Raw genomic sequence first — 26652 nt, 5'->3', positions numbered from 1 at the left:
TACAAAAATTGTAGCCAGAAAACTACAAAACCCCTCCCCGCCCGACCAGAGCCCCGGCCCTGCTGGGTTTTCGCCACTTGGCACAGTCCCTGCTCTACCCCTGCCGCAAGCGCAAACAGCGCTCTTATTCAACAGGTAACAGCAGATGATGCACTGGCATATCGTATGTGACTTCGACGGGACCATCTCCCGCGCCGACGTGATCGATAACGTTCTCCAACGCTTCGCCGACCCGAGCTGGGAAGGCATCGAGCAGGAATGGCTGGACGGTCACATCGGCTCCCGAGAATGCCTCAGCCGCCAACTGGCCCTGGTCAAGGCCTCGCCCGCCGAACTGCTGGGCTACTTCGACAGTGTCGAAATCGACCCCGACTTCCCCGACTTCGTCGATCACGTGATCGGCCTGGGCGCTTCCATCGAAGTGGTCAGCGACGGCATCGAACAAGGCATCGCCCGCATCCTGGCACGCAACTACGTGACCCTGCTGCCGATCCTCGCCAACCGCCTGCGCCAGGTCGACCACAACAGCTGGCGCATCGACTTTCCCTACGCCAGCGACGCCTGCCGCGCCGCCTCCGGCAACTGCAAGTGCAAGTCCACCCCGCGGGGCAAACGCGTGCTGGTGATCGGCGACGGCCAGTCGGACATGTGCGTGGCTTCCACCGCCGACTTCGTGTTCGCCAAGGACCGCCTGGCCGACTACTGCGAACGCAACCAGATTCCCCATGCGCGGTTCGACTCCTTCGCCGAACTGCCGGCGCTGCTGGCCAAACTGCCGAACAACGCCGCCAACGCCACCAATTTCTCTCTTGAAACCCAGGAACTCTTCCACCATGTCTGATATCCGCATCGCGACCGCCGAAGACCAGATCCTTCTGGAAAAAGAAGCCAAGTACTGCTCCTACGGCGATACCGTTCACTACATCGAACCTCCGCGCATTTTCAGCCGCTGCGAAGGCTCCTATGTCTGGGACACCAGCGACCAGGCCTACCTCGACCTGCAGATGTGGTACTCGGCGGTGAACTTCGGCTACGCCAACCCGCGCCTGAACAACGCCCTCAAGCAACAGATCGACACCCTGCCGCAGATCGCCAGCCAGTACCTGCACAAAGGCAAGATCGAACTGTCGGAAATGATCGCCGTGGACGCCAAGAAGAAGTTCGGCCTCGACGGTCGCGTGCACTTCAACGTCGGCGGTTCGCAGTCGGTCGAGGACTCGCTGAAAGTGGTGCGCAACGCCACCAACGGCAAGAGCCTGATGTTCGCCTTCGAAGGCGGCTACCACGGTCGCACCCTGGGTGCCTCGTCGATCACCTCCAGCTACCGCTACCGTCGCCGCTACGGCCACTTCGGCGAGCGCGCGCAGTTCATCCCGTTCCCGTACCACTTCCGCGGCCCCAAGGGCATGACCAAGGAAGAGTACGGCAGCCACTGCGTGCAGCAGTTCGCCCGTCTGTTCGAAACCGAATACAACGGCGTGTGGGACCCTAAAGTCGGCCAGAGCGAATACGCCGCCTTCTACGTCGAGCCGATCCAGGGCACCGGCGGCTACGTGATCCCGCCGATGAACTTCTACAGCGAGCTCAAGCATGTGCTGGACCAGCACGGCATCCTGCTGGTGGTGGACGAAATCCAGATGGGCTTCTACCGCACCGGCAAGCTGTGGTCGATCGAGCACTTCGACGTCAAACCCGACGTGATCGTGTTCGGCAAGGCGCTGACCAACGGCCTCAACCCGCTGGGCGGCATCTGGGCCCGTGAAGAGCTGATCAACCCGGGCGTGTTCCCGCCAGGCTCGACGCACTCCACCTTCGCCTCCAACCCGCTGGGCACCGCCGTGGGCCTGGAAATGTTCAAGATGACCAGCGAGATCGACTACGGCGCGATGGTCATGGAAAAGGGCAAGTACTTCCTGGCCGGCCTGCAAGACCTGCAGAAACGCTACCCGATCATCGGCGATGTCGACGGCCTGGGCCTGGCCCTGCGCTGCGAAATCTGCACCACCGACGGTTTCACCCCGGACAAGGCGACCCTGGACTTCATGGTCGAGGAAGGCATGAAGGGCGACATCGAAATCAACGGTCAGCGCCTGGGCCTGATCCTCGATGTGGGCGGCTACTACAAGAACGTCATCACCCTGGCCCCGTCGCTGGAAATCAGCTACGCGGAAATCGACCTGGGCATCGCACTGCTGGACCGCCTGCTGGATCGGGCCATGAAGCGATGAGCCAGGCTGAGATCGATCTGGGCGAAGGCGACGCCGGCTTCGTTCTCGGCACGGGTCCGGTCGGGGTCTTGTTGATCCACGGCCTGACCGGCACCCCGACGGAACTCCGTCGGGTGGCCCAGGGCCTGGCCAAGGACGGAACGTGCAGCGTGTACGTTCCGACCCTGCCCGGGCACTGCGGGGACAACAGCGACCTGCAGGCCACCGGCTGGCAGGACTGGTACGAAGGCGTGCGCAAGACTTTTGTCGGCGTGCAGCAGCGTCACCAAGAGGTGTTCGTCGGCGGCCTGTCCATGGGCGCGGTGATGTCCATGTACCTGGCCTCCGAGCATCCGGGCCGGATCAGCGGCCTGCTGATGTACTCCACCACCCTCAAGTACGACGGCTGGAGCATCAACAAGCTGGCGTTCCTCACGCCGTTGCTGATGAAGATCCCCTTTGGCGTGCACATCTGCCGTTTCGAAGAGAAACCGCCCTACGGCATCAAGAACGAACGCCTGCGGGCCATCGTCGAGAAGCAGATGAAAGCCGGCGAAAGCAGCAATGCCGGGCTCCTGACCATGGAGGGCGTAACGGTGCGCGAGTTGCATCGCATGAACGCCGTGGTCAAGAAACGCATGCCTTCGATCATGACCCCGGCCCTGGTGCTGCACTCCAGCGAGGACGACATCACCAGCCCCTGGAACGCCAATTACGTGGAGCGCAAGCTCGGCGGCCCGGTGACCAAGATCCTCCTCGACAACTGCTATCACATGATCACCGTGGACCTGCAGTACCAGCGGGTGATCGAGCTGAGCGTCGACTTCATCCAGCAACGAGTGACCCAGCCCGCCGAACGCGAAGACTACCGACAGCTGGCGTGACTTAAGGAAGAGACGTGATTACCGCCCAAGCCTTTTCAACCATACAGGCCATCGAACGCAGCGCCTGGAATGACTGTTTTCCAGAGGCCCTGGAGGATTGGGATTACTACCTGGCCGTAGAAAAAGCCGCCATTGCCGACTTTCAGTGGCGCTACCTGGCGGTCTTCGAGGGCTCGACCCTGGTGGCGGTGGCACCGGCCTTCACCACCCAGTATCGGCTCGACACCACCGTTTCGGGACTGGCCAAACGCTTTACCGAGCGCCTGGAGCGCCAGTGGCCCGGTGTTCTGCAACTGCGCCTGTACGCCATCGGTTCGCCGGTGGCCGAACAGTGCAACGCCGGCACCGCCAGCCATGTCCCGCCCCAGCGCCGCCAGGCCTTGCTTGAAGAACTGCTGAAACTGGCCCGGCGCGACGCCGACAGCTTTGGCATCGGCCTGCTGGCGGTCAAGGACGCCCCCAGCCACGATCAGCAATGGGCCGACAGCTGCCTGGCCGCCGGCCTGCAAGCCATGCCCAGCCTGCCCACCGCCTTGCTGCCCGTGCCCTTCGCCTCGATCGACGCGTACCTGGGCACCCTGGGCAAATCCACCCGCAAGGACCTGCGCCGCAAACTCCGGGCCCCGGGACCGCGCATCGAATGGCGGCGGCAGATCGACGACGTGCTGCCGGACATCATGCGCCTGTACGAAGCGACCCTGAACCGCAGCGACCTGCAGTTCGAACGCCTGCCGGCGGACTACTTCACCGCGATCCTGCAGCAGTTGGGCGATCGCGCCGCCTGCGTTCTGTACTGGGTCGGCGAGCAGTTGGTGGCGTTCAACCTGATCCTCATCGACCAGCATCGGCTGATCGACAAGTTCTTCGCCCACGACCTCAATGTCAGTCGCGAGCACAACCTGTATTTCCGCAGTTGGCTGGCCAATGTCGACTACTGCATCCAGCAACGGATTCCGCTCTACGAGTGCGGCCAGGCGGGCTATGCCAGCAAACTGCGCCTGGGTTGCCGCTTCACCGGTAACATGCTGTTTTTCCGCCACCGCAATCCGTTGCTCAATGCCCTGCTCAAAGTGATAAAACGCTTTGTTCGCCCGGATCGCTCCGACCCCGCCATGGCTGCTGCAATAAGCGAAAGTACATGACCAGAAAAGATCGTCGCCCGCCTCGCCCCTTCGCCATCTCCCGCTGGAGCCTGCAGCGCAAGCTGGTGCTGGCCTTCTGGCTGGTCAGTGTGATCCCCACCATGATCGCGGCTGAACTGGCGGCCACCACGCTGTCGGAAATCTTCGACAGCAACGTGCGGATCTGGCTGCAGGAGTCGACCAAGATCGTCGAGGACGAGATCACCGAGATCCTGCGTGACAACGCCCGGATCGCCCAACTGTTCCTGCGCTACACCCGCCCGCCCACCGATCGCAATGCGGCCAAGCACGACAAGCTCACCGCCGACATCGCCGACTCCATGGGCATCGACGTGGTGGCGCTGATTCGCAAGAACGACCACAAAGTGATGTTCACCACCGCCGCCGATGACGTGGTGGGGCAGATCAGCACCGCCTCCAATGCCGTGCTGCAGACGATCCAGGTGGGCGGTGTGGCCACCGGCGCGGTGGTCTCGACCTTCCAGACCCAGCTGGACGGCGTCGACTATCAGCTGTTGATCGCCACCTACCTGGACGCCAGCTTCCTCACCAGCGTGGCCGACGTGCACTCCCTGGACCTGCGCCTGTACCTGGCCAAGGCCGATGACTTCTCCGAGATTTTCGCCACCCAGCGCTTCGAGGATCACCCCCCGCGGGTGCCGCACAAGATCGAAGACATCCTGCGCGCCACGCGCCAGCCCACCGAACAGTTCACCAGCCGCTACAGCGGCCTGTACCGACCGATCTTCAATGACAGCGGCGACCTGGTGGGGGTGATTTTCAGCGGATTGCTGCGCCACAGCAGCCTGGTGGGCCTGGTCAACCAGAGCAACCTGTTCATCCTGATCTTTCTCCTCAGCTCGGCGGCCTCGCTGTGTGTCGGCTGGCTGGTGTCGCAACGCCTGACCCGGCCGCTGCGGGGCCTGTCCAAGGGCGTCCAGGCGGTAATTGCCGGCGACTACCGGCAACGGGTGCCGGTGATCGGTGGCGACGAACTGGCGGAGCTGAGCAGCACCTTCAACCACATGACCGAACGTCTCGGCGAACTGCAGCACCTGGAAGCCCAGTTGCGTCGCCGGGACCGCCTGCACGCCCTGGGCGAAGTGGCCATGGGCCTGGCCCACGAAATCCGCAATCCCCTGGGCATCATCAAGACCGCCACCCAACTGCTGCACCGCCGGGCCAACCTGCCGGAAAACGACAAGCGCCACCTGGAATACGTGATCAGCGAGGTCAGCCGGATCAATGACCTGATCACCGAGTTCCTCGACTTCGCCAAGCCCAGCGCACCGATCCGCGCCACCCAGCCGGCGCGCCCCTTGCTGGAAGAGTTGCTGGGCTTCTGCGCCCCGGAACTGGCGACCCACAACATCGACGCGCGCATCGATGACCAGGCCCCCGGCGCGACCATCCACGCCGACGCCCGGCAGCTCAAGCAGGCCTGCCTGAACCTGATCCTCAACGCCATCGACGCCATGCCCGAGGGCGGCCGCCTGACCCTGGGCATCGCCCAGCAGGAAGACGAAACCATCATCAGCGTCAGCGACACCGGCCAGGGCATCGAGCCGGACATGCTGGAGCGCATTTTCACCCCATTCGTCACCACCAAGGCCTCGGGCACCGGCCTGGGATTGGCTAAAGTCTTCTCGATCATGGAAAGCCATGACGGCCATATCGAGTGCGTCAGCGAAAAAGATGCCGGCGCCACCTTCAGCCTGTACATTCCGGCCAACGGTGAAGAGGACGACGAGGACAGTGATGACGCATAACCTGCTGGTGGTCGACGACGAACCGAAACTCTGCGACCTGCTGTCCTCGGCCCTGAGCCAGGACGGTATTCAGGTGTTCACCGCAAGCAACGGCCTGCACGCCCTCAAGGTGCTGGAGCAGGAGGACATCGACCTGGTGATCAGCGACTGGCGCATGCCGGGCATGGACGGGCCGCAGTTGCTGGGGGAAATCAAGCAGCGCTACCCGAACCTGCCAGTGATCGTGATGACCGCCTACAGCACGGTGAAGAACGCCGTGCAGTCCATGCGCAACGGCGCCTACGACTACATCGCCAAGCCGTTCGATATCGACGAGCTGGACATCACCGTCAGCAAGGCCCTGCAGTTTCGCGACATTCTCAAAGACAACCAGCGCATGCGCGCCGAACTCGACGAACACCAGCAGTTCGACAGTCTGGTGGGCGACAGCCCGACCTTTCGCCAGGTGCTGCAGGCGGTGGACTCGGTGCGCGACAGCAATGCCACCATCCTCCTGACCGGAGAAAGCGGCACCGGCAAGGAAATGGTCGCCAGGGCCATCCACAAGCACGGCAATCGCGCCGACAAGCCGTTTGTCGCGGTCAACTGCGCGGCGATTCCCGAGGGCCTGCTGGAAAGCGAGATGTTCGGCCATCGCAAGGGCGCCTTCACCGGCGCCGTGGCCGACCGCGTCGGGCGCTTTCAGCAGGCCGACAAGGGCACCCTGTTCCTCGACGAAGTGGGCGACATGCCCCTGGCCCTGCAGGCCAAGATTCTCCGCGCCCTGCAGGAGCGGGTGATCGAGCCGGTGGGCGACCCGCGAGAGCGCAAGGTCGATGTGCGGGTGATTGCCGCGACCAACAAGAACCTGCTGGAAGCGGTGGCCAACAAGGAATTCCGCGAAGACCTGTACTACCGCCTCAATGTGTTCCCGATCCCCTTGCCGGCGCTGCGCGAGCGGGTCGAGGACATCGCCCCGCTGGCCCGCCACTTCGCCCACAGCCTGGGCGCCGCCGCGGGCAAGCGCATCACCGGCTTCAGCCCGCAGGCGCTACAGGCCATGGCCAGCTACAACTGGCCGGGCAACATTCGCGAACTGCAGAACTGCGTGGAGCGCGCCACCATCGTGGCCCGCGCCTCGGTCATCGAAGAGAGCGACCTGCCGGGCTATCTGTTCGACACCCAGCCCGCGGGAGTCGAAGGCAGCGCACTCCCCGGAGTCGGTGCGCCAGTGCCCAGCGACCTGGATGCAGCCCTGGCGGAGGTGGAACGCAGCTACATCCTCGCAGCCCTCCAGCAGAGCAACGGCGTCCAGGCTGCGGCGGCGCAGATGATCGGCATTTCCGAGCGCAGCTTCTGGTACCGCCTGAAGAAACTCGGCATTCAGGTGGACAAGATCGTTCGCTGACGCGAACAGCGACCAGCGACCAGCTGCAAGCTGCAAGCTGCAAGCTGCAAGTGAAAATCTAGCCGTTTGAGGCTTGGCTCAGAGCATGCGCCCCACTTCCAGTGGTTCGATCTGGGCCCAGTGGGACGTGTCTTCGCGATGGTTTTGCAGGTATGGCAGCACCGCCGCCAGCAAGGGTGCCTTGAAAGCTTCCTGGAAACGATGGGCCAGGCCCGGGATCAGTTTCAACTGACTGCCCTGGATCTGCGCCGCCAGGTGCACGCCGTGCATCACCGGCAACAGCGGATCGGCGGTGCCGTGCACCACCAGGGTCGGCACCCGCAGTTGCTTGAGCAGCGCCACCCGGCTCGGCTCGGCGAGGATCGCCATGATCTGGCGCTGAACCCCCTGCGGGTTGAACGCCCGGTCATAGGACAACGCAGCCTGATGCAGCAGAACCTGACGATCATCCGCGACCTTCGGGCTGCCCAGGGCCGCCAGCAGGTCCGCCTGCTGCTCCAGGGCCGCTTCGCGGTTTGGTGCATTGCGCCGGGACAGCAACTGCACCAGGGCCGCGTTCGGCGCGGGCAGGCCCTCGGCGCCGGAGCTGGTCATGATCAGGGTCAGGCTCTCGACCCGTTGTGGCGCCATGGCCGCCAGGTGCTGGGCAATCATCCCGCCCATGCTCGCCCCCAGCACATGGAACTGCTCGATGTGCAGGGCATTCATCAGCCCCAGGGCATCGTCGGCCATGTCGGTCAGGGTGTAGGGCGCCGACACCGGCAGGCCCAGCTTGTAGCGCAGCACTTCGAAGGTCAGGTTGGCGCTGGCCGGAGCCTGGCGCCAGGTGGACAGGCCGACGTCGCGATTGTCATAGCGAATGACCCGAAAGCCCTGCTGACACAAGGCCATGACCACCTCGTCCGGCCAGTGGATCAATTGCCCGCCCAGCCCCATGACCAGCAACAGCGCCGGATCGGAAGTCCGGCCAATGCTCTGATAGGCCAGGCTCACCTGTGGCAGGTCGACCCGTTGCGTGGGTACGTCGACATCGCAGCGCGCGGCCGCAAAGGACAGCTGGCCGAGCAATAGCCCGGCCAGCAGGATGACAGTGGAAAACAATCTTGCCCGCATGGAAAACACCGAAACGCAGAACCCCAGTGGAGCGCGAGTCTGATGAACTTCGATGATTCGCGCTGCCACAGTTGCGTGACAGTTTGATGAAGATTGCCCAGCGGTCATTCCTGGCCGACGAAGAGGATCCGGTGATCGCCTTCGCCGGCCAGGGGCTCAGGCCAGCTGGCTGCGCAGCTGGCGGGCGGCGGCCACCATGTTCACCAGGGCCGCTTCGGTTTCCGGCCAGGCGCGGGTCTTGAGGCCACAGTCGGGGTTGACCCACAGACGCTCGGCGGGAATGCGCCGGGCGGCCTTGCTGATCAGCTTGACCATCTCGGCGGTATCCGGCACCCGTGGCGAGTGGATGTCGTACACCCCCGGGCCGATGTCGTTGGGGTAATCGAAGGCCTCGAAGGCTTGCAGCAACTCCATGTCCGAGCGGGAAGTCTCGATGGTGATCACGTCGGCATCCATGGCGGCGATGGCGTCGATCACGTCGTTGAACTCGCTGTAGCACATGTGGGTATGGATCTGGGTTTCGTCCTTCACCCCGGAGGCGCTCAGGCGGAAGGCCTGCACCGCCCAATCCAGGTACTCCTGCCATTGCGCCCGGCGCAGGGGCAGTCCTTCGCGGAACGCTGCCTCGTCGATCTGCACGATCCTGATCCCGGCCTGCTCCAGGTCCTGCACTTCATCGCGCAGGGCCAGGGCCAGCTGCTGAGCCTGGACCTTGCGTGACACGTCCTCTCGGGGGAAGGACCACATGAGCATGGTCACCGGGCCTGTGAGCATGCCTTTCATGATCTTGTCGGTGAGGCTCTGGGCGTACTGGATCCAGTCCACAGTCATGGCCCGGGGCCGGCTCAGGTCGCCGTAGATGATCGCCGGCTTGACGCAGCGCGAACCGTAGCTCTGGACCCAGCCGAAGCGGGTGAACAGGTAGCCGTCCAGCTGTTCGGCGAAGTACTCCACCATGTCGTTGCGCTCGGCTTCACCGTGGACCAGCACGTCCAGGCCCAGGCGCTCCTGAATCTCCACCGCGTGACGGATCTCACGGTGCATGGCGTCGGTGTAGTCATTGAGCGACAGCTTGCCTTGCTTGTAGGCCTGGCGCGCCAGGCGGATCGACGAGGTCTGCGGGAAAGAGCCGATGGTGGTGGTGGGAAAGGCCGGCAGTTGCAGGCGAGCCCGCTGCTGCTCGATGCGTCGGGCAAAGGGCGAGCGACGCTGGCTGTCGGCGGCGCTGATGGCCTCGACCCGCGCCTGGACCTGGGGCTTGTGAATCCGTGGCGAGCGGGCGCGACTGGCCTGGACCGCCCGGCTTTGCGCCAGGGCCGCCTGCACCGCCGGGGCCTGGGGATCGTTCAGGGCATCACGCAGGACCGAGATCTCGCCACATTTCTGCACGGCGAAGGCCAGCCAGCTTTTCAGTTCGGCATCCAGCTGATCTTCCCGGGACAGGTCCACCGGGCTGTGCAGCAGGGAGCAGGAACTGCTGACCCAAAGGTTGTCGCCAAAACGCTCCTGGGCCACCTGCAGCTGTTGCAGGGCCTGCTCCAGTTCGCAGCGCCAGACGTTGCGCCCGTTGACCAGCCCCACCGAAAGAATCTTGTAGGTCGGCAGCCGGTCCAGGACCTGGCCCAGTTGTTCCGGGGCCCGCACCGCGTCGATGTGCAAACCGTCCACCGGCAGGCCCACCGCCAGGCCCAGGTTGTCTTCCAAGCCGCTGAAGTAGGTGGCCACCAGCTTTTTCAAGGGCGAGTACTGAAGGATGTGGTAAGCCCGCTCGAAGGCGCTTTTCCATTCCTGGGGCAGGTCGAGGGTCAGGATCGGCTCGTCGATCTGCACCCATTCCACGCCCTGGGCCTTGAGCCGGTTGAGGATCTCGCCGTACAGCGGCAACAGGCGCTCCAGCAGATCGAGCTTGTTGAAGGCGTTGCCCTTGGCCTTGCCTAGCCACAGGTAGGTCAAGGGGCCGATGATCACCGGCTTGACCTGATGCCCCAGGGCATGGGCCTCTTCGACCTCGTCGAACAACTGTTCCCAGCTCAGCTGGAAAGCCTGGTCGGCGCTGAATTCAGGGACCAGGTAGTGGTAGTTGGTGTCGAACCACTTGGTCAGTTCCTGGGCGTATTGCGCCTGCCCCTGCTCGCCGCAGCAACCGCTGGACGCGCCGCGGGCCATGGCGAACAGGGTGTCCAGGGTCGGGCGGCCCTGGGCATCGCGAAGGTTGTCGAAGCGCTCGGGAATCACTCCAAAGGTCAGGGAGTGGGTGAGCACCTGGTCGTACCAGGCGAAATCGCCCACCGGCAGCAGGTCGATGCCGGCGTCTTTCTGCAATTGCCAGTGCCGGGCCCGCAGCTCGCGACCAATCCCCTGCAAGGCGGCCTGATCGAGGTCGCCCTTCCAGTGGGACTCAAGGGCTTTTTTCAGTTCGCGGTCAGCGCCGATGCGGGGAAAACCGAGGGTGTGGGCCAGTGCCATGGGAAAGTGCCTCCTTGTAAAAGATGGCGCTATTGTCGACAGCCCGAGCAACATGAGACAAACTCAACCTTTTCGTGTTGATCACAAAATTTACTCATGGAGGAACTGGTGCTCGAAATCCGTCACCTGAAGACCCTGCACGCCCTGCGCGAAGCCGACAGCCTGGTTGAAGCCGCCGAACGCCTGCACCTGACCCAGTCCGCCCTGTCCCATCAGTTCAAGGAACTTGAAGAGCGCCTGGGCATGCCGTTGTTCGTGCGCAAGACCAAACCGGTGCGCTTCACCAGCGCCGGCCTGCGCCTGCTGCAACTGGCGGACGCGACCCTGCCCCTGCTGCGCGGCGCCGAACGGGACATCGCCCGCCTGGCCGGCGGCACCGCCGGCCGCTTGCACATGGCCATCGAATGCCACAGCTGCTTCCAGTGGTTGATGCCGACCATCGATCAGTTTCGCGACGCCTGGCCGGAAGTGGAGCTGGACCTGGCCTCGGGCTTTTCCTTCGCCCCGCTGCCCGCCCTGGCCCGGGGCGACCTGGATCTGGTGGTGACCTCCGATCCGGTGGAATTGACCGGTATCACCTATGTGCCGCTGTTCACCTACGAAGCCATGCTCGCCGTGGCCAACCAGCACGCCCTGGCGAACAGGCCCTACATAGTGCCCGAAGACCTGCTGAACGAAACCCTGATCACCTACCCGGTGGAACGGGACCGCCTGGACATCTTCACCCGCTTCCTGGAACCGGCGGACATCGAGCCGGCGCAGGTGCGCACCTCGGAACTGACGGTGATGATGATGCAGCTGGTGGCCAGCGGCCGCGGTGTGTGCGGCATGCCCCACTGGGCCCTGCATGAATACAGCTCACGGGGCTATGTGAAGGCCAAGCGCCTGGGTGAAAAGGGACTGTTCGCCACGCTGTACGCCGCGGTTCGCGCCGACATGCTGGACGCGCCCTACATGCGCGATTTCCTGCTGACGGCCAAGGACACCTCGTTCTCGACCCTGGACGGTGTCAGCGCGGTACGCTGATCCGCCTGGCATCGGCTGGCCAGCGACCGGGCCCCGCGGCCCGGTTCACGCGTCGACCGGCACTTCCCGCCACATATGGATCTTGTCGAAATAGTCGTCCCCCACGCGCACCGCCTGGGGTTCCAGACCGAACTGGACAAAGCCGCAGCGCCGGTACAAGGACAGCGCCGGGTCATTGCCCGCCGTCACTGTCAGTTGCACCAGGCGCAGTCCTTCATAGCGCGCCGCCTCGGCCAGCAGTTGCTGCACCAGTTGCCGGCCCAGGCTGCTGCCACGTTGCTCGGCGGTGACGTAGAGACCGAACAGGGTCGCCTTGTGCCGGGCCTTTTCCCGCAGCTCGAAGGCCAGGCCGACGATCCCCGCCAGCCGGCCCTGGACAAAGGCTCCGAGCATCAGGTCCAGCTCCCCGTCCAGACGGGCGCCCCACCAGGCCAGGGGCAGCTTCTCGCGCTCCCTGACACTGGAGGTGAACGCCTGGGGATGGCGCTCATAGGCCTCGAGCATCAAGGCCCGGTATTGCTCGGCATCGTCAGGCGTCAGGTGCTGGATCTGCGGGCTCATGCGGGATCGTCAGGGCGTGATAGTCAGTTGGTACGGCGTTGTTCGAACATCAAGCGCACCGCCAGCCCCGCCAGCACGAACCCCATGAAGTAGCGCTGTACCGCGAGCCAGGTCGGGTTGTTGGCGAACCAGGAGGCAATGCCCGCGGCAAACAGCGCGATCAGCAGGTTCACCGAGAAGCTCACGCTGATCTGGGTCATACCGAGAATCAGGCTCTGGGAGAACACCGAACCGTGTTCAGGGTTGATGAACTGGGGAAAGATCGACAGGTAGAACATGGCGATCTTGGGGTTCAGGGCGCTGGTCAGGAACCCCATGGTCACCAGCTTGCGCGGCGAGTCCGCCGGCAGTTGCTGGGCTTCGAACGGCGAGCGGGCGCCCGGCTTGAGCGCCTGCCAGGCCAGCCACAGCAGGTACAGGGCACCGGCCCACTTGAGCACTTCATAGGCCAGGGGCACCGCCATGAACACCGCGGTCAGCCCCAGGGCGGCCGCGAACAGGTGGACAAAGAAACCCGCCACGACGCCCAACAGCGAAGTGACGCCGGCCTTGCGCCCCTGGCAGATCGAACGGGATATCAGGTAGATCATGTTCGGCCCGGGGGTCAGCACCATCAACAGCGACGCGGCAGCGAAGATCAGGAAATCGTGGAGTGGAATCATGGCAGTCCTTGGCGAGCGGGGGGGAGGTCAGGCGAGATCCGCCTGGGCCTGGCGATAAAACGGCAAGATCAGATCCCGTGTCAACGGCGCCAGGAATAAATCGCCATCGCCGGCCGGATCGATCCAGCGCACCTCCTCGATCTCTGCCGCCGGAAGCACCGGTGCATCGATGTGGACCAGAAAGACTTCGGCCTGCACCACATGCCCGGGTTCGTTCGCCGCCGGCGCGGAAAACTGCTGCAGGTAGCGAGCCTGGCTCGGGTCGATGCGCAACCCCAGTTCCTCCTCCAGCTCCCGGGCCAGGGCCTGCACCGGCAGCTCACCGGGCTCGATCTTGCCACCGGGTTGCATGAAGGCCAGGGTGCCGCGCTTGCGCACCAGCAGGGTGTGGCCGTCGGCCCCGATCAACAGGGCCGCGGCGATACGAATCAGGGAAGGTACAGCAACGCAAGACAGCGACATGGGCATCCGAAACCTTGAACAAGAGGGCGCAAGGATCCCATGCCCGGCGGCCGCTCGTCATCCGCCAACAGCGCCTTGACCGACCCGCTGCCGCTCGCCTCAAGCCTGGGCCGGCTGCTCCCGGGGCAGTTTGACGAACACGCTGTAGCGGCCGCCCTCCATGGTTTCAAAGGCGATCAGCTTGTCCACCAGGGGCATGCTCAACACCTTGCCGGCGTTGAGCAGCAGCATGCCGTTGTCGGCATTCAGGTTGCGCGCCAGCACCATGCCCGCCTGCAGCTCCCGGGTGCTCAGGACCTTGACCGAAGGGTCGCCCAGGGTCACGTCGCTCAGGTACACCGAACACACCTGGATGAAGCCTTCCACCAGTTGCGGATCGTACAGCCGGCCGGCGTACTTGCGGATGAACACCAGGGCCTCGTCGCTGTTCATGCGGCGTTCGAGGATCAGCCCGCACTGCAGTTCGACAAAATCCACCGCCAGCTTGAGCAGCCGCGAGCCCAGGGGAATTGCCTCGCCCTTGAGGTGATCGGGAAAGCCCGTGCCGTCCCAGTGTTCCTGATGGTGACGGATCAGACGCGCGGCATCCTGCACCGGTTCCAGGGTCATCAGCAGGGACTCGCTCTGCGCCGGATAGGCCCGATAACGCTCGCGCTCATGGTGATGCAGCAAATCGGCCGGGGTGATCATCATGCTGTCGCTCCAGCTCAGCTTGCCGATGTTGTGCAGGGCCGCGGCCATGGCCAGGTCGCGCTGGGCCACGGCGTCGATGCCCTGGACCTTGCAGTAGGCGCGCACCAGTTCGATGATCCGGCGATTGGTCTGCTTGTCGCTGGGCAGACGCTGGTTCACCAGCAGCGAGAACAGCTCGGCGCCGGTGGCATAACTGTGCTTGAGCTCTTCATAGGCCAGATCGAGCATGTCGGCGGTTTGCTGCAACTCGGCGGTACGCGCCGCAACCCGCTTCTCGAGCAAGGCATTGACCGCCTTGAGCTCGCGATTCTGCTGTTGGGCCAGGGCTTCCAGGCGCTGGCGCTCGCGTTCGGAATGCTGATGGTCCAGGGCCTGGCGCAGGGTCAGCAGCAACTCCTGGTCATCCCAGGGCTTGCTCAGGTAACGGTAGATTTCCCCTTCGTTGATGGCCTTGGCGATCAGCTTCAAGTCCGGATCACCGGTCAGCAGGATGCGCGTGGTGGCCGGATAGTCCTGGTGCATGCGCGCCAGCAGGGTCGCGCCGTCCACCTGCGGCAGATGGGCGGCGCTGATCACCAGGTCCACTTCCTCGCGGGCCATGACCTGCAACGCCTCGCCGGCATCGTGGGCCAGGAACAGGCGGTAGTCATGGGCGCTGAGCAGTTGATGCAGGCGTTGCAGAATGGTGTCCTGGCTATCCACCAGCAGGACCCCGGGCAAGCGTGTGACTGTGGCAACGTTTAGTTCACCCATGAGACACCTCGGGTCACCATCGATGCACATGTCCTTGATGAGTTGGACTGGCAACCGCAATCCCTGTCGCCTGATTCAAGACTAGAAGAATTTCCAGCCCAATGATGGCTTTTTAATGCCATCCATCCGTTGCCAGCGTCCAAGCGCGGCCAGGAGCAGGCGCCGCCCTCAGGCAACGCCCGCCGGCCAGGTCCTCACTTGGCCGCTTTGCCGCTGGAGCCGAATGCAGCGAAACGCTTGTTGAAGCCGGCGATACGGCCTTCGGACTGGGTCTTGCGCTGCTGGCCGGTGTACACCGGGTGCGAGGCGCTGGACACGTCCAGGGTCACGTAAGGGTAGGTCTTGCCGTCGCTGTGGGTGTGCGTGCGATCGGTGTCGACGGTGGAGCCGATGAGAAAGAACACGTCGGCGGCGGTGTCGTGAAAAAGCACGGTGCGATAGTCGGGGTGGATGTTGGGTTTCATCGGAGTCTCCAGCGGCTGGGGTAAAAATACTGTTATACAGTAACAATAAAACCCAACTCAAACGAGAATTTATCGCAATAAGATCCTGCAACAATGGTCTAACGCCAGCCCTGATCCGCCGATTCAGGCTTGCCCGCACGGCACTGGCGGGCCAGTATGCTGGCCTGCGACGCTCTGACACAGCCGTGAATTCCTATAAGAAATACCCGCGCAGCTCACCGTCCCAGCCGTTCGGTGGCGCTGTCGATTACCCGTTGCCCAGGCACCTGCTGCCTGATTGAACCGATGAGTCCGAACCAAGGAAACCGTATGAGCCTGTCCCTTCTGAGCCGCTACGCCTTCTTTGCCGCCTGCGTGATGTTCACCCTCGCCAGCCTGCCCTTTCTCGAACACGACTGGCTCTGGCCATTCACCCTGGTCACCGGCCTGCTGAGCCTGCTGGGGATCTTCGATCTGCTGCAAAGCCCGCACGCGGTACGGCGCAACTACCCGATCCTGGGCAATATCCGTTACCTGGTGGAAGGCATCCGTCCGGAGATTCGCCAGTACCTGCTGGAGTCCGACAGCGACGCCCTGCCCTTTTCCCGCGCCCAGCGCTCGCTGGTGTACTCGCGGGCCAAGAACGAAAGCGCCGACAAGCCCTTCGGCACCCTGATCGACGTCTATCAATCGGGCTTCGAGTTCATCGGCCACTCCATGCGCCCGGCGCCCCTGAGCGATCCCAGCAGCTTTCGCGTGACGGTCGGCGGCCCGCAATGCACCCAGCCTTATTCGGCCTCGGTATTCAACATCTCGGCGATGAGCTTCGGCTCCCTCAGCGCCAACGCCATCCGCGCCCTGAACCAGGGCGCCAAGCTCGGCAACTTCGCCCACGACACCGGTGAAGGCAGCATCAGCCCCTACCACCGCGAACACGGCGGCGACCTGACCTGGGAACTGGGCAGCGGCTACTTCGGCTGCCGCACCGCCGACGGTCGCTTCGACCCCGAGCGCTTCGCCGCCCAGGCACAGAACCCGCAAGTGCGGATGATCGAAATCAAGATGAGCCAGGGCGCCAAGCCGGGCCACGGCGGCATCCTGCCCAAGCACAAGGTGACCCAGGAAATTGCCGACACCCGCGGCATCCGCATGGGCGAGGACTGCATTTCGCCATCGAGCCACAGTGCCTTTTCCACCCCGATCGAAATGATGCACTTCATCCAGCAGCTGCGTGAGCTGTCCGGTGGCAAACCGGTGGGCTTCAAGTTCTGCCTGGGCCACCCGTGGGAATTCATGGGCATTGCCAAGGCCATGCTGGAAACCGGCATCCTTCCGGACTTCATCGTGGTCGACGGCAAGGAAGGCGGCACCGGCGCGGCACCGGTGGAATTCACCGACCACATCGGCGCACCGATGCGCGAAGGCCTGCTGTTCGTCCACAACACCCTGGTGGGCTTGAACCTGCGAGACAAGATCAAGCTCGGCGCCAGCGGCAAGATCGTCAGCGCCTTCGACATCGCCAGCGTGCTGGCCATCGGCGCCGACTGGGCCAACTCGGCCCGCGGCTTCATGTTCGCCATCGGCTGCATCCAGTCGCAAAGCTGCCACACCAACAAGTGCCCGACCGGCGTGGCCACCCAGGACAACCTGCGCCAGCGCGCCCTGGTGGTGCCGGACAAGGCCCAGCGGGTCTACAGTTTCCACCGCAATACCCTCAAGGCCCTGGCAGAAATGCTCGCCGCCGCCGGCCTGCAACACCCTTCGCAACTGGAGGCCAAGCACCTGGTGCGGCGCATGTCGGCCACCGAGATCAAGCTGTTCTCCCAGTTGCACGTGTTCCTCAAGCCCGGCGAACTGCTGACCGGCGAGGTCAACGGCGAGTTCTACTCGCGCATGTGGCAACTGGCCCGGGCCGACAGCTTCGAACCCAATACCCAAGCCGCGGCTTAACCCCCTATTGCCCGACGCTGCCCGGTTGCCGGGGAGCGCCGGGCGACAGCCAAGGAAGATTGCAATGCTCAAGGTCATCGCTGAAGACTTCATCCACCCCGAACACCTGGACACCGTGCGCCCGTGGTACGCCGAACTGGTGGAAAAAACCCGCCAGGAACCGCTGTGCATCGCCTACGATCTGTTCGTCGATCAGAAAGACCCCGGGCACTTCATCTTCGTCGAACAGTGGCCGGACCAAGCGGCCCTCGACGCCCACTGCCAGACCGAGCACTTCACCCGCCTGGTACCGCAGATCAATGCCTTCCAGCGCCGCGAATGCCGCGTGCTGCTGATGGACGAATTCTAGAAAACCCGACCCAGCCCTTGCTTGACCGGACCACCGAAAGCAGCCCCCAGCCTCACTGACCTTTCGGAGATCCGCCATGCCCCTGCTGTCATTCGAACACCTGTCCAGCCAGCTGCCGAGTCCCTGGCACTCCACGCGGGTGGGCCAGGTCGGCCCGGCCCGCATCAAGGTGCTGCGCATGGACCAGCAGCCCCATCCGGAAGAAACCCACGACTACAACGAAGGCCTGCTGGTGACCCAGGGCTGCCTGCGCCTGGGCATTGGCCAGGCCACCGTGGAAGTCCTGGCGGGCCAGATGTACCTGGTGGAGGCCGGCCAGCCCCACAGCGTACTGCCCGGCAGCCACGGCACCCTGGTGATCATCGACGTCTAGCCTGTCCCTCATCGACTCAACCGCGGTAACCACCTGCCCCAAGGTCGGTCCGACCCGAGGGCCCATGCACGGAGAAGCCCATGCCTCGTCGTCTATTTGCAGTGATCGCTCTAGTGATGTCTTTCAACAGCGCCTTTGCCGGCGAACGCTGGCAGACCCTGCCGCCCACACCCGCGCCGGTGGCCGGGGCGCAAGCCGGGTATGCCGAGGTCAACGGCATCCGCCTCTACTACAGCAAGCTCGGCCACGGCTCGCCGGTGGTGCTGCTGCATGGCGGCCTGGGCAATGCCGACTACTGGGGGCTGCAGGCCAAGGCCCTGGCCGCCCGGCACACGGTGATCAGCGTCGACAGCCGCGGCCACGGGCGCAGCACCCGAGATGCCCGGCCCTACGGCTACGACCTGATGGCCGATGACGTGATCGCCCTGCTGGATCAACTGAAGATCCCTCGCGCCGACTTCGTCGGCTGGAGCGACGGCGCGATCCTCGGCCTGGACCTGGCCATGCGTTACCCGCAGCGGGTCGGCAAGGTCTTCGCCTACGCCGCCAACACCCAGACCTCCGGGGTCAAGGAAGGCGTGGAGAACAACCCGACCTTCGCCGCCTACATCGAGCGGGCCGGCCAGGAGTACGCCCGACTGTCACCGACACCCAAGGAGTACCCGGCCTTTGTCGAGCAGATCGGCCACATGTGGGCCAGCCAACCGAACTGGAGCGACGCCGACCTGGCGCGGATCAAGACGCCGGTGCTGATCGTCGATGGCGACCACGATGAAGCCATCAAGCGCGAGCACACCCAGTACATGGCCGCGACCATTCCCGGCGCCGGACTGCTGATTCTGCCGAACGTCAGCCACTTCGCCTTCCTCCAGGACCCGGGCCTGTTCAATGCGGCCCTGGAGCACTTCCTCGACGAAAAATAGCCCGGCACTCGCCTCCGGCTACGGCCACGGATGCCCCCCTTAGCGGGGACATCCATGCGCGCAATAATGCATTTATGCATCATTAAATTGCACAAACGCATAAACCCTCTAAGGTTGTCTACAGACCCGGTCAGCGCCGGCCATCGAGGCTGGCACGGCGCAGCAACAGCTCGCCGGGTCCGGCTACTGACCGTAGCCGACACGTTACAGCGACCCAGCCGGAGGCTGGTTTTCATTCATGGAGGATGAACATGTTAAGTAGCAACCTGACCCCCAGCGGCACTCTCCAGGCCCTGCCCCAGTGCCTGGCCGATACGCTGCTGGACCCGCAACTGAGCGAAGTCGATCCCCGCGCCGAAGCGGCGCCCCAGGCCGCTGCCCGGCTGAATTTCAGCGTGCAGCCGCAAACCCAGAGCAACTGGTGCTGGGCCGCCCTGTCCGCTTCGGTCGGCAACTATTACGGCACCGGGTCCTGGACCCAATGCGCAGTGGCCAATGCCGAGCTGGGCCGCAACTCCTGTTGCAGCCAGCCCGGGCCGTGCAACGTCTACGGCTACCTGGACTCGGCCCTGCGCACCACCCGCTGCTATGGCGGCATGCGCGAAGACCGGATGCAGATGCCGGCCATCGACAACCAGCTGGGCATGGGCCGTCCCGTGGGCCTGCGCTGCGCCTGGTACGGCGGCGGCGCGCATTTCCTGACGATCTACGGCAGCGACGGCGGCTACCTTCTGGTGGCGGACTCGATCTACGGCTACTCGACACGCGCCCTGAACAGCTTCCCCGCCTCCTACAACGGCGGCGGCTACTGGACCCACACCTACTTCACCCGGAAAAACTAGGAGGCGTCATGCAACTGACTTACCCCAAGGCGCCTGTCGATGGCGTCCAGCACCTGCGTTCGGCACTCCAGGCGGCCCTGCAGACCCAGGGTTTCGGCATCAACCGCGGGTTTGCCCAGGCCCGCGCCGGCAACCTGAAGCTGTCCCAGGCCTTTCGCGGCTACACCCTGGGCCTGGAGGACCTGGCCCAGGGCAAAGGGCTGGCCGAGGCCAAGGCCGGTGACTGGCACTACCTGGTGTTCGATGCCGGGGTGTCGATCGCCGATGCGCAACTGAGCGAGGTGGCCGGCAAGCTCGGCTTCTCGGCGCTGAACCACGGTGCCCTGGCGGCGTCCGTGGTGAGTGCCCTGGAACTTGCCGAGCAGGCTCCCCAGTTGCAGGGCCAAAGCCATGAGCTGCGCTTGCTGTTCGTCCCGGCCCTGCAAATGACCGCGATCTGGCTGCACGGCGGCGACCAGGATCAGCTGATTCCCATCGAACCCACGCCGAAAACCCTGGCCAACCGGCAGCTCTACAGCGAGACAGCGTTGCTGGCCCTGCTGACGCCCCCGGCACAACAGGCCAAGGCCATCTTCGACGCCGATCGCAGCGGCACCCTGGGCGGCTGACCCGGGCAAAAAAAATCCGGCGGCCTTGGCAGGCCGCCGGATGGCGTGTCTCAGCTTTTCAGTCGGGGATGTTCAAGCCAGCCGCATCCCCGCAGCACCTCTCAGGACGCCGAGCGTACCGCCCCTTGCTGGACATTGGTCGGTTGCAGCTTGAACAGGTAGAACAGCACGGTCAGCAGCACCAGGAACGCCGGGCCGACGTACAGCGCCACGCGGGTGTCCGGGAAGTAGGCCATCAGCCCCACCACCAGCACCAGGAACGCCAGGGCCAGGTAGGAACTGACCGGGTACAGCCACATGCGGTACTTCAACGCGGCACGCTCGCTCGGGCTCAGGCCCTTGCGGAACTTGAGCTGGGCCAGAAGGATCATCACCCAGGTCCAGATCGCACCGAAGGTGGCGATCGACGTCACCCAGACGAACACCTTCTCCGGCACCAGGTAGTTGAGCAGCACGCCCAGCAGCAAGGCGAAGATCGACAGCAGCAGCGCGCGACGCGGCACGCCGTTGTTCGAGGTCTTGGCGAAGCCGGCCGGGGCCTGGCCGTTCTGCGCCAGGCTGTAGAGCATGCGCCCGGTGCTGAAGATGCCGCCGTTGCAGGACGACAGCGCGGCAGTGATCACCACGAAGTTGATGATGCCGGCGGCGGTCTTGATGCCCAGACGCTCGAAGGTCATCACGAACGGGCTGCCCTGGGTGCCGATCTCGTTCCACGGGTAGATCGACAGGATCACGAACAGCGCGCCCACGTAGAACAGCAGGATGCGCCAGAACACCGAGCCGATGGCGTTGGGAATGGTCTTCTGCGGGTTGCGCGCTTCACCGGCGGTGAGGCCGATCATCTCTACGCCCAGGTAGGCGAACATCACCATCTGCAGCGACATCAGCACGCCGGTCACGCCATTGGGCATGAAGCCGCCGTGGGTCCACAGGTTGGAGATCCCCAGGGCCACGCCATCGTTGCCGAAGCCGAAGGCAATGATGCCGACACCGCCGATGACCATGGCGATGATGGTGACGATCTTGATCAGGGCAAACCAGAACTCGAACTCACCGAAGGCCTTGACCGCGATCAGGTTGATCGAGCCCATGCTCACCAGGGCCGCCAGGGCCCAGATCCAGCGCGGCACATCGGGGAACCAGATGCCCATGTACACCGCCACCGCGGTGATTTCCGCGACGCAGGTCACCAGCCACAGGAACCAGTAGTTCCAGCCGGTGAGAAAACCCGCCAATGGACCCAGGTAGTCTTGTGCGTAACGGCTGAAGGAACCGGCGACCGGGTTGTGCACCGCCATCTCGCCGAGGGCGCGCATGATCACCAGGATCGCCAGGCCGCCGATGATGTAGGACAGCATGATGGCCGGGCCGGCCATTTCGATGGCCTTGGCCGAGCCCAGGAACAGGCCGACACCAATGCAGGCGCCCAGGGCCATCAAGCGAATATGCCGTTCACCCAGTTCGCGTTTCAGCGGACCGCCCTGAGCGGACTCGCCGTGGGGCAGTTGGTTGCCAACTGACATAGAGATACAACCTCATTTTGTTATTGGATTGAACCACCGAGTCTGCGAAGCCATGGCGGGTAGCCGCAGCTTGCTCAACCGTTCCGGCCTTGTGGGGCGGCGCGTCTGTAGGACAAGACCTGCCAGATCAGCGGGGTGCGCAGTATAAAAAGCTCCTGATAGGGCTTTTCACTCTATAAGTAGCTAAATTCAGAGAGAAATCTCGGCCTAAAGCGCTTTTGCAAAGAAGCATTACCTGCTTTTTGCCTCAATACCTCATTCCGAAAGGGTCCGGAGTATTGCACAGCCCTGGTGCATCGTCATGCCCCTACCTAGGGCGTATTTACCTATGCAAAGGCTCTAGCCCGGCAATCTCCCACCACCCTGTGACGAGGGAGCTTGCTCCCGCCGGGTCGCGCAGCGGCCCTGGACTCAGCCACCGTGATCTCTCTGACGGAACCCATGCTCAGGCTTTGCGGCTGCTACGCAGCCGGACGGGAGCAAGCTCCCTCGCCACAGTTCGGAGCAAGCCTGAAATACCAGCAAACCATCACGGGCTTCAGTTCGGGGACAAGAATGCTAGCGTCCGGCATTCGCTCACTGACCTTGCAGGCAATGGCATGCCATCGCGCCCCAAGTCCCATCGCTTGCGCCGTGGGCGCTACTCCGAGAGTGGCCGCGCCTACCTCATCACCACCGTGGTTCATCAACGCCGGCCCTTGTTCTCCGACTGGTGCCTGGCGCGACTGGTGGTTGCTGAGCTCAAACACGTCCAGGACCTGGGGTTGGCCGACTCACTGGCCTGGGTCCTGATGCCGGACCACCTGCATTGGCTGCTGCAACTGCGCGCAGCAACATTGCCCCAGGTGATGCAAAGGATGAAATCGCGCAGCACTCGCCAACTCAATCAACACCTGGGGCTGCGGGGCGCACAGTGGCAAAGCGGCTATCACGACAGGGCAGTCCGTGACGGCGAGGATATTCGCCCCATTGCCCGCTACATCATCGCCAACCCCTTGCGCGCAGGCCTGGTGCAACGCATTGGCGATTACCCTCTGTGGGACGCCTGCTGGCTCCAATGACTCTTGATGTGGCGAGGGAGCTTGCTCCCGCCGGGTCGCGCAGCGGCCCTGGACTCAGCCACCGTGATCTCTCTGGCGAAACCCATGCTCAGGCTTGGCGGCTGCTGGGCAGTCGAACGGGAGCAAGCTCCCTCGCCACAGAAGCGGGACCGAGTCGTTTTCACAATTTCCTCACCCATGGCCGCCACCGACTAAGCTTCAGGCAAGTCCGATCAATCTGCGTGAATGGATCAATCGACTATGGGCGCTCTGTGGCAAACCGATTCGCGTAAAACCGCAGTGCCAGGCCACAGCGAGGACGAAGCGCCTTTACCCAAAAAGCCCCGAGCGCGCCGTTATGCCTGGCGCCTGTTCTGGCTGTTGCTGCTGATTGCCCTGATTGCCCTGGGGGTGGCCGCGTCCCGGGAGATGCGCACCTCCAAGCTCCAGGCCCGGGAATTCAGCCGGCTGGCCAGCGATTTGAGCTACTCCCTGCAACCCGGGCCCAGCGATGCCGTGCTCTACCCTGGCGCCGGTCCCTTCGACCGCCGCCTGGGCTACAGCGCCCTGGGGGAATTCCTGCCGCGCCTGCTCAAGCGCGGCTACCAGATCGACGCGCAGACGCGGTTTTCCGCAGCGTTGATGGACTACAGCAAACATGGCTTTTTCGTGCCCTATACCGAAAAGATCCAGGCCGGCCTGTCCATCACCGATTGCCGCGCCGCGCCCTTGTACCGCTTCAATTATCCGCAACAGCTGTATGCCAGTTTCGCCAGCATCCCCCCGCTGATGGTGCACAGCCTGCTGTTCATCGAGAACCGCGACCTGCTGGATCCCAAGCTGGCCCTGGCCAATCCGGCGGTGGACTGGCCACGCTTCGCCAAGGCCGCCTGGTCCCAGGTGGCCAAGCTCATGCACCTGCCGGGACAGACAGCCGGCGGCAGCACCCTGGCCACCCAGCTGGAGAAATACCGCCACTCCCCCGACGGCCTGACGCTGTCCGGGGGCGAGAAGATCCGGCAGATGGTCTCTGCCAGCGTGCGTGCCTATCAGGATGGCCCGCAAACCCTGGAAGCCCGGCGCCGGATCGTCCGCGACTACCTCAACAGCGTGCCGCTGTCGGCAGTGCCCGGACACGGTGAGGTGCATGGCATGGCCGAAGGATTGCGGGTCTGGTACGGCGCCGATTTCGAACAGGTCAACCGGGCGTTGAGCAGCACCGCCAACGACTCGCAAAGCCTGGCCCAGCGCGGGTTGGCCCTGCGTCAGGTGCTGTCGCTGATGATCGCGCAACGTCGCCCTTCCCATTACCTGGCCAAGGGCCGCGCAGAGCTGGCGGAACTGACCGACAGCCATATCCGCCTGCTGGCCCAGAACGACATCATCGACCCGGCCCTGAGCGCCGCCGCCCTGGCCAGCAAGGTCAGCTACCGCGACTGGCAGCAACAGCCGACGATCCAGCCGATCGAAACCAACAAGGGCATCAGCGTGGCCCGCAGCCGGCTGGCGGCGCTGCTCAACCGGCCCCTGTACGACCTGGACCGCCTCGACCTGTCCGCCACCAGCACCCTGCAGAGCGACCTGCAACGCCAGGCCACCGACTACCTCAAGCACCTGGCCGACCCGGCCTTCGCCGCGCAGATCGGCGTGCTCGGCGAGCGCCTGTTGACCCCCACCAGCACCACCCAGGTGCGCTACAGCTTCACCCTGTTCGAACTGACCCCGGATGGCTCGCGGGTGCGAGTGCAGACCGACAGCACCGACCAGCCGTTCGATATCAACGAAGGCAGCAAGCTGGAACTGGGCTCCACTGCCAAGCTGCGGGTGCTGACCACCTACCTGCAGATCATCGCCGAGCTGCACGACAGGCATGCCGGACAGACCCCGGCCGAGCTGAAGAAGGTTGCGGTCAACGACCAGGACCGGCTGAGCCGCTGGGCCATCGACTACCTGATGCAGAACAGCGACCGCAGCCTGCCGAAGATGCTCGACGCGGCCCTGGACCGCACCTACTCCGCCAGTCCCGGCGAAGCCTTCTTCACCGGCGGCGGGGTGCATCACTTCCACAACTTCCGCAATGAAGACAACGGCCGCAGCCCGACCCTGCGCGATGCCCTGCGCGAATCCATCAACCTGCCGTTCATCCGCCTGATGCGCGATCTGGTGCGCTACAGCACCTACGGTGGCGACAGCGCCAGCGCCGAACTGCTCAGCGACGACGCCAACCCGCGGCGCCAGGAGTACCTGGCGCGCTTCGCCGATCGCGAAGGCACGTCGTTTCTCCTGCGGTTCTGGAAGAAGTACCGCAACAAGGACACCCAGACACGCCTGGACACCTTTCTCGACGGCATGCATCCCACGGCGATCCGCCTGGCCGCGGTGCACCGCTACCTGCTGCCCGATGCCAGCCAGGAAAGCTTCAAGCGCTTTGTCCGGGCCCACATGAAAAACGCCAAGACCGGCGAAAAGCTCACCGACGAACGCCTGGACAAGCTCTACGCCAGCTATGGCCCGGGAGCCTACGACCTGCCGGACCAGGGCTACATCGCCAAGGTCCATCCCCTGGATCTGTGGCTGCTGGGCTACCTGATGAACAACCCCGACGCGAGCTTCAGCCAGATCGTCAAGGCCAGCGAGTTCGAGCGTCAGGAGGTGTACAGCTGGCTGTTCAAGAGTCGCCATCGCAGCGCCCGGGACAGTCGCATCCGCACCATGCTGGAGATCGAGGCGTTTCTGGATATTCACCAGCGCTGGCAGAGCGTCGGCTATCCGTTCGACCACCTGGTGCCGTCCCTGGCCACCGCCATCGGCAGCTCCGGCGACCGTCCGGCGGCCCTGGCCGAGCTGGTGGGCACCATCCTCAACGACGGCGTGCGCCTGCCGACCTTGCGCATCGACAGCCTGCACTTCGCCGCCGGCACGCCCTACGAAACCCGCCTGAGCAATGACCCGGGCAAGGGCAAGCGGGTCATGCCGTCGGAAGTCGCCACCGCCCTGCGCGGGGCCTTGTCCCAGGTGGTGGATGCCGGCACCGCGAAACGGGTGTCCGGCAGCTTCAAGCTGGCGGATGGCACCCCGCTGGCCATGGGCGGCAAGACCGGCACCGGCGACAACCGCATCGAAGCCATCGGTGCCGGCGGTCGGGTGCTGAGTTCCAAGTCCATCAACCGCACCGCGACCTTCGTGTTCTATATCGGCGAGCACCACTTCGGCACCCTCACCGCCTACGTGCCGGGCGCCTCGGCACAAGCCTTCAAGTTCACCTCGGCCTTGCCGGTGCAGGTGCTCAAGGGTATGGCGCCGATCCTCATGCCGTACCTGCAGCCGGACAGCAGTACCCAGTGCCTGGGCAACCTCGCCCAACGCTGAATCCGGGTTCGTCGTTCACTCCTCCTTCCCCGACAAACGGCCGCTGCGTCGCGGGCAGAAATGCTTGCACGCCACTTAAGATATATCTTAAGTTATGTCTAAATCGA

General features: G+C 64.2%; 23 protein-coding genes. 15 read left to right on the top strand and 8 right to left on the bottom strand.

All coding sequences use genetic code 11. From position 1 onward, the window contains the following. Positions 1 to 145 precede the first annotated feature (145 nt). From L1O02_RS06685 to L1O02_RS06660, 6 genes are read left to right on the top strand one after another with little or no spacing between them, the layout of a single operon-like run. Positions 146 to 841 (top strand): HAD-IB family phosphatase, encoded by a 696-nt coding sequence (locus L1O02_RS06685; protein ID WP_060840816.1) that lies wholly within the window; start codon positions 146 to 148, stop codon positions 839 to 841. Continuing rightward, complete coding sequence (locus L1O02_RS06680; RefSeq protein ID WP_047288922.1) at positions 834 to 2228, top strand: aminotransferase class III-fold pyridoxal phosphate-dependent enzyme; 1395 nt, start codon at positions 834 to 836, stop codon at positions 2226 to 2228. The genes L1O02_RS06685 and L1O02_RS06680 overlap by 8 nt, the downstream gene beginning before the upstream one ends. Next, positions 2225 to 3091, top strand: a complete 867-nt coding sequence (locus L1O02_RS06675; RefSeq protein WP_060840817.1) for an alpha/beta fold hydrolase — start codon at positions 2225 to 2227, stop codon at positions 3089 to 3091. Before L1O02_RS06680 ends, L1O02_RS06675 begins: the two co-directional genes overlap by 4 nt. A 14-nt stretch (positions 3092 to 3105) precedes the next feature. Beyond that, entirely contained in the window at positions 3106 to 4233 is a 1128-nt protein-coding gene (locus tag L1O02_RS06670; RefSeq protein ID WP_235759721.1) for a GNAT family N-acetyltransferase, read from the top strand. After that, complete coding sequence (locus L1O02_RS06665; RefSeq protein ID WP_060840819.1) at positions 4230 to 6002, top strand: HAMP domain-containing sensor histidine kinase; 1773 nt, start codon at positions 4230 to 4232, stop codon at positions 6000 to 6002. The genes L1O02_RS06670 and L1O02_RS06665 overlap by 4 nt, the downstream gene beginning before the upstream one ends. Then, entirely contained in the window at positions 5992 to 7389 is a 1398-nt protein-coding gene (locus tag L1O02_RS06660) for a sigma-54 dependent transcriptional regulator (RefSeq protein WP_235759720.1), read from the top strand. The genes L1O02_RS06665 and L1O02_RS06660 overlap by 11 nt, the downstream gene beginning before the upstream one ends. Positions 7390 to 7467: 78 nt before the next feature. Here the strand turns inward: L1O02_RS06660 and L1O02_RS06655 are convergent, their stop codons facing one another. After that, positions 7468 to 8502, bottom strand: a complete 1035-nt coding sequence (locus L1O02_RS06655; RefSeq protein WP_235759719.1) for an alpha/beta hydrolase — start codon at positions 8500 to 8502, stop codon at positions 7468 to 7470. A gap of 156 nt (positions 8503 to 8658) precedes the next feature. Beyond that, positions 8659 to 10968, bottom strand: a complete 2310-nt coding sequence (gene metE, locus L1O02_RS06650; protein WP_235759718.1) for a 5-methyltetrahydropteroyltriglutamate--homocysteine S-methyltransferase — start codon at positions 10966 to 10968, stop codon at positions 8659 to 8661. A 108-nt stretch (positions 10969 to 11076) separates the two neighbouring features. Between metE and metR the strand changes: the two genes are divergently transcribed. Further along, on the top strand, positions 11077 to 11994 hold the full coding sequence (gene metR / locus L1O02_RS06645; RefSeq protein WP_060842009.1) for a transcriptional regulator MetR: 918 nt from the start codon (positions 11077 to 11079) through the stop codon (positions 11992 to 11994). A gap of 45 nt (positions 11995 to 12039) precedes the next feature. Here metR and L1O02_RS06640 read toward each other — a convergent pair whose 3' ends face one another. The 5 genes from L1O02_RS06640 to L1O02_RS06620 form a co-directional block, all read right to left on the bottom strand. After that, positions 12040 to 12555 (bottom strand): GNAT family N-acetyltransferase, encoded by a 516-nt coding sequence (locus tag L1O02_RS06640; RefSeq protein WP_060840823.1) that lies wholly within the window; start codon positions 12553 to 12555, stop codon positions 12040 to 12042. Between the two features lie 23 nt (positions 12556 to 12578). Next, positions 12579 to 13217, bottom strand: a complete 639-nt coding sequence (locus tag L1O02_RS06635; protein WP_060840824.1) for a LysE family translocator — start codon at positions 13215 to 13217, stop codon at positions 12579 to 12581. A gap of 27 nt (positions 13218 to 13244) precedes the next feature. After that, positions 13245 to 13679 (bottom strand): NUDIX domain-containing protein, encoded by a 435-nt coding sequence (locus L1O02_RS06630; RefSeq protein WP_060840825.1) that lies wholly within the window; start codon positions 13677 to 13679, stop codon positions 13245 to 13247. Positions 13680 to 13778: 99 nt separating this feature from the next. Then, the gene (locus tag L1O02_RS06625; protein WP_060840826.1) at positions 13779 to 15125 is read right to left on the bottom strand and encodes an HD domain-containing phosphohydrolase; all 1347 of its coding nucleotides are present in this window, start codon (positions 15123 to 15125) and stop codon (positions 13779 to 13781) included. A 194-nt stretch (positions 15126 to 15319) separates the two neighbouring features. After that, positions 15320 to 15589, bottom strand: coding sequence for a type B 50S ribosomal protein L31 (locus tag L1O02_RS06620; RefSeq protein WP_060840827.1), 270 nt, complete (start codon positions 15587 to 15589; stop codon positions 15320 to 15322). Positions 15590 to 15898: 309 nt separating this feature from the next. Here L1O02_RS06620 and L1O02_RS06615 point away from each other — a divergent pair, with 309 nt between their 5' ends. From L1O02_RS06615 to L1O02_RS06590, 6 genes are all read left to right on the top strand, one after another. After that, positions 15899 to 17518: an FMN-binding glutamate synthase family protein gene (locus L1O02_RS06615; protein WP_060840828.1), complete on the top strand. Its 1620-nt coding sequence runs from the start codon at positions 15899 to 15901 to the stop codon at positions 17516 to 17518. A gap of 64 nt (positions 17519 to 17582) precedes the next feature. Then, a complete protein-coding gene (locus L1O02_RS06610) occupies positions 17583 to 17867 on the top strand; it encodes a putative quinol monooxygenase (protein WP_060840829.1) in 285 nt (94 codons plus the stop codon). A 76-nt stretch (positions 17868 to 17943) separates the two neighbouring features. Then, a complete protein-coding gene (locus tag L1O02_RS06605) occupies positions 17944 to 18240 on the top strand; it encodes a cupin domain-containing protein (RefSeq protein ID WP_108545298.1) in 297 nt (98 codons plus the stop codon). Between the two features lie 80 nt (positions 18241 to 18320). After that, complete coding sequence (locus tag L1O02_RS06600; protein WP_108545297.1) at positions 18321 to 19163, top strand: alpha/beta hydrolase; 843 nt, start codon at positions 18321 to 18323, stop codon at positions 19161 to 19163. 251 nt (positions 19164 to 19414) lie between these two features. Continuing rightward, complete coding sequence (locus L1O02_RS06595; protein WP_108545296.1) at positions 19415 to 20005, top strand: papain-like cysteine protease family protein; 591 nt, start codon at positions 19415 to 19417, stop codon at positions 20003 to 20005. 8 nt (positions 20006 to 20013) lie between these two features. Continuing rightward, positions 20014 to 20613 carry a hypothetical protein gene (locus L1O02_RS06590; protein WP_060840833.1) on the top strand — a complete coding sequence of 200 codons (600 nt, stop codon included), beginning with the start codon at positions 20014 to 20016 and terminating at the stop codon, positions 20611 to 20613. A 101-nt stretch (positions 20614 to 20714) separates the two neighbouring features. Here the strand turns inward: L1O02_RS06590 and L1O02_RS06585 are convergent, their stop codons facing one another. Continuing rightward, the gene (locus L1O02_RS06585) at positions 20715 to 22136 is read right to left on the bottom strand and encodes an amino acid permease (protein WP_016968550.1); all 1422 of its coding nucleotides are present in this window, start codon (positions 22134 to 22136) and stop codon (positions 20715 to 20717) included. 599 nt (positions 22137 to 22735) lie between these two features. Here L1O02_RS06585 and L1O02_RS06580 point away from each other — a divergent pair. Together L1O02_RS06580 and L1O02_RS06575 are read left to right on the top strand one after the other, a co-directional pair. After that, positions 22736 to 23197 (top strand): transposase, encoded by a 462-nt coding sequence (locus L1O02_RS06580; RefSeq protein ID WP_108545295.1) that lies wholly within the window; start codon positions 22736 to 22738, stop codon positions 23195 to 23197. 240 nt (positions 23198 to 23437) lie between these two features. Next, positions 23438 to 26545, top strand: coding sequence for a transglycosylase domain-containing protein (locus L1O02_RS06575; protein ID WP_060840834.1), 3108 nt, complete (start codon positions 23438 to 23440; stop codon positions 26543 to 26545). Positions 26546 to 26652: the final 107 nt, after the last annotated feature.

It is taken from the genome of Pseudomonas sp. BC42 (assembly GCF_021560055.1).
GTDB lineage: Bacteria > Pseudomonadota > Gammaproteobacteria > Pseudomonadales > Pseudomonadaceae > Aquipseudomonas.
The sequence above is the reverse complement of the archived record's forward strand: the minus strand, read 5'-3'. Positions and strand labels throughout refer to the sequence as shown.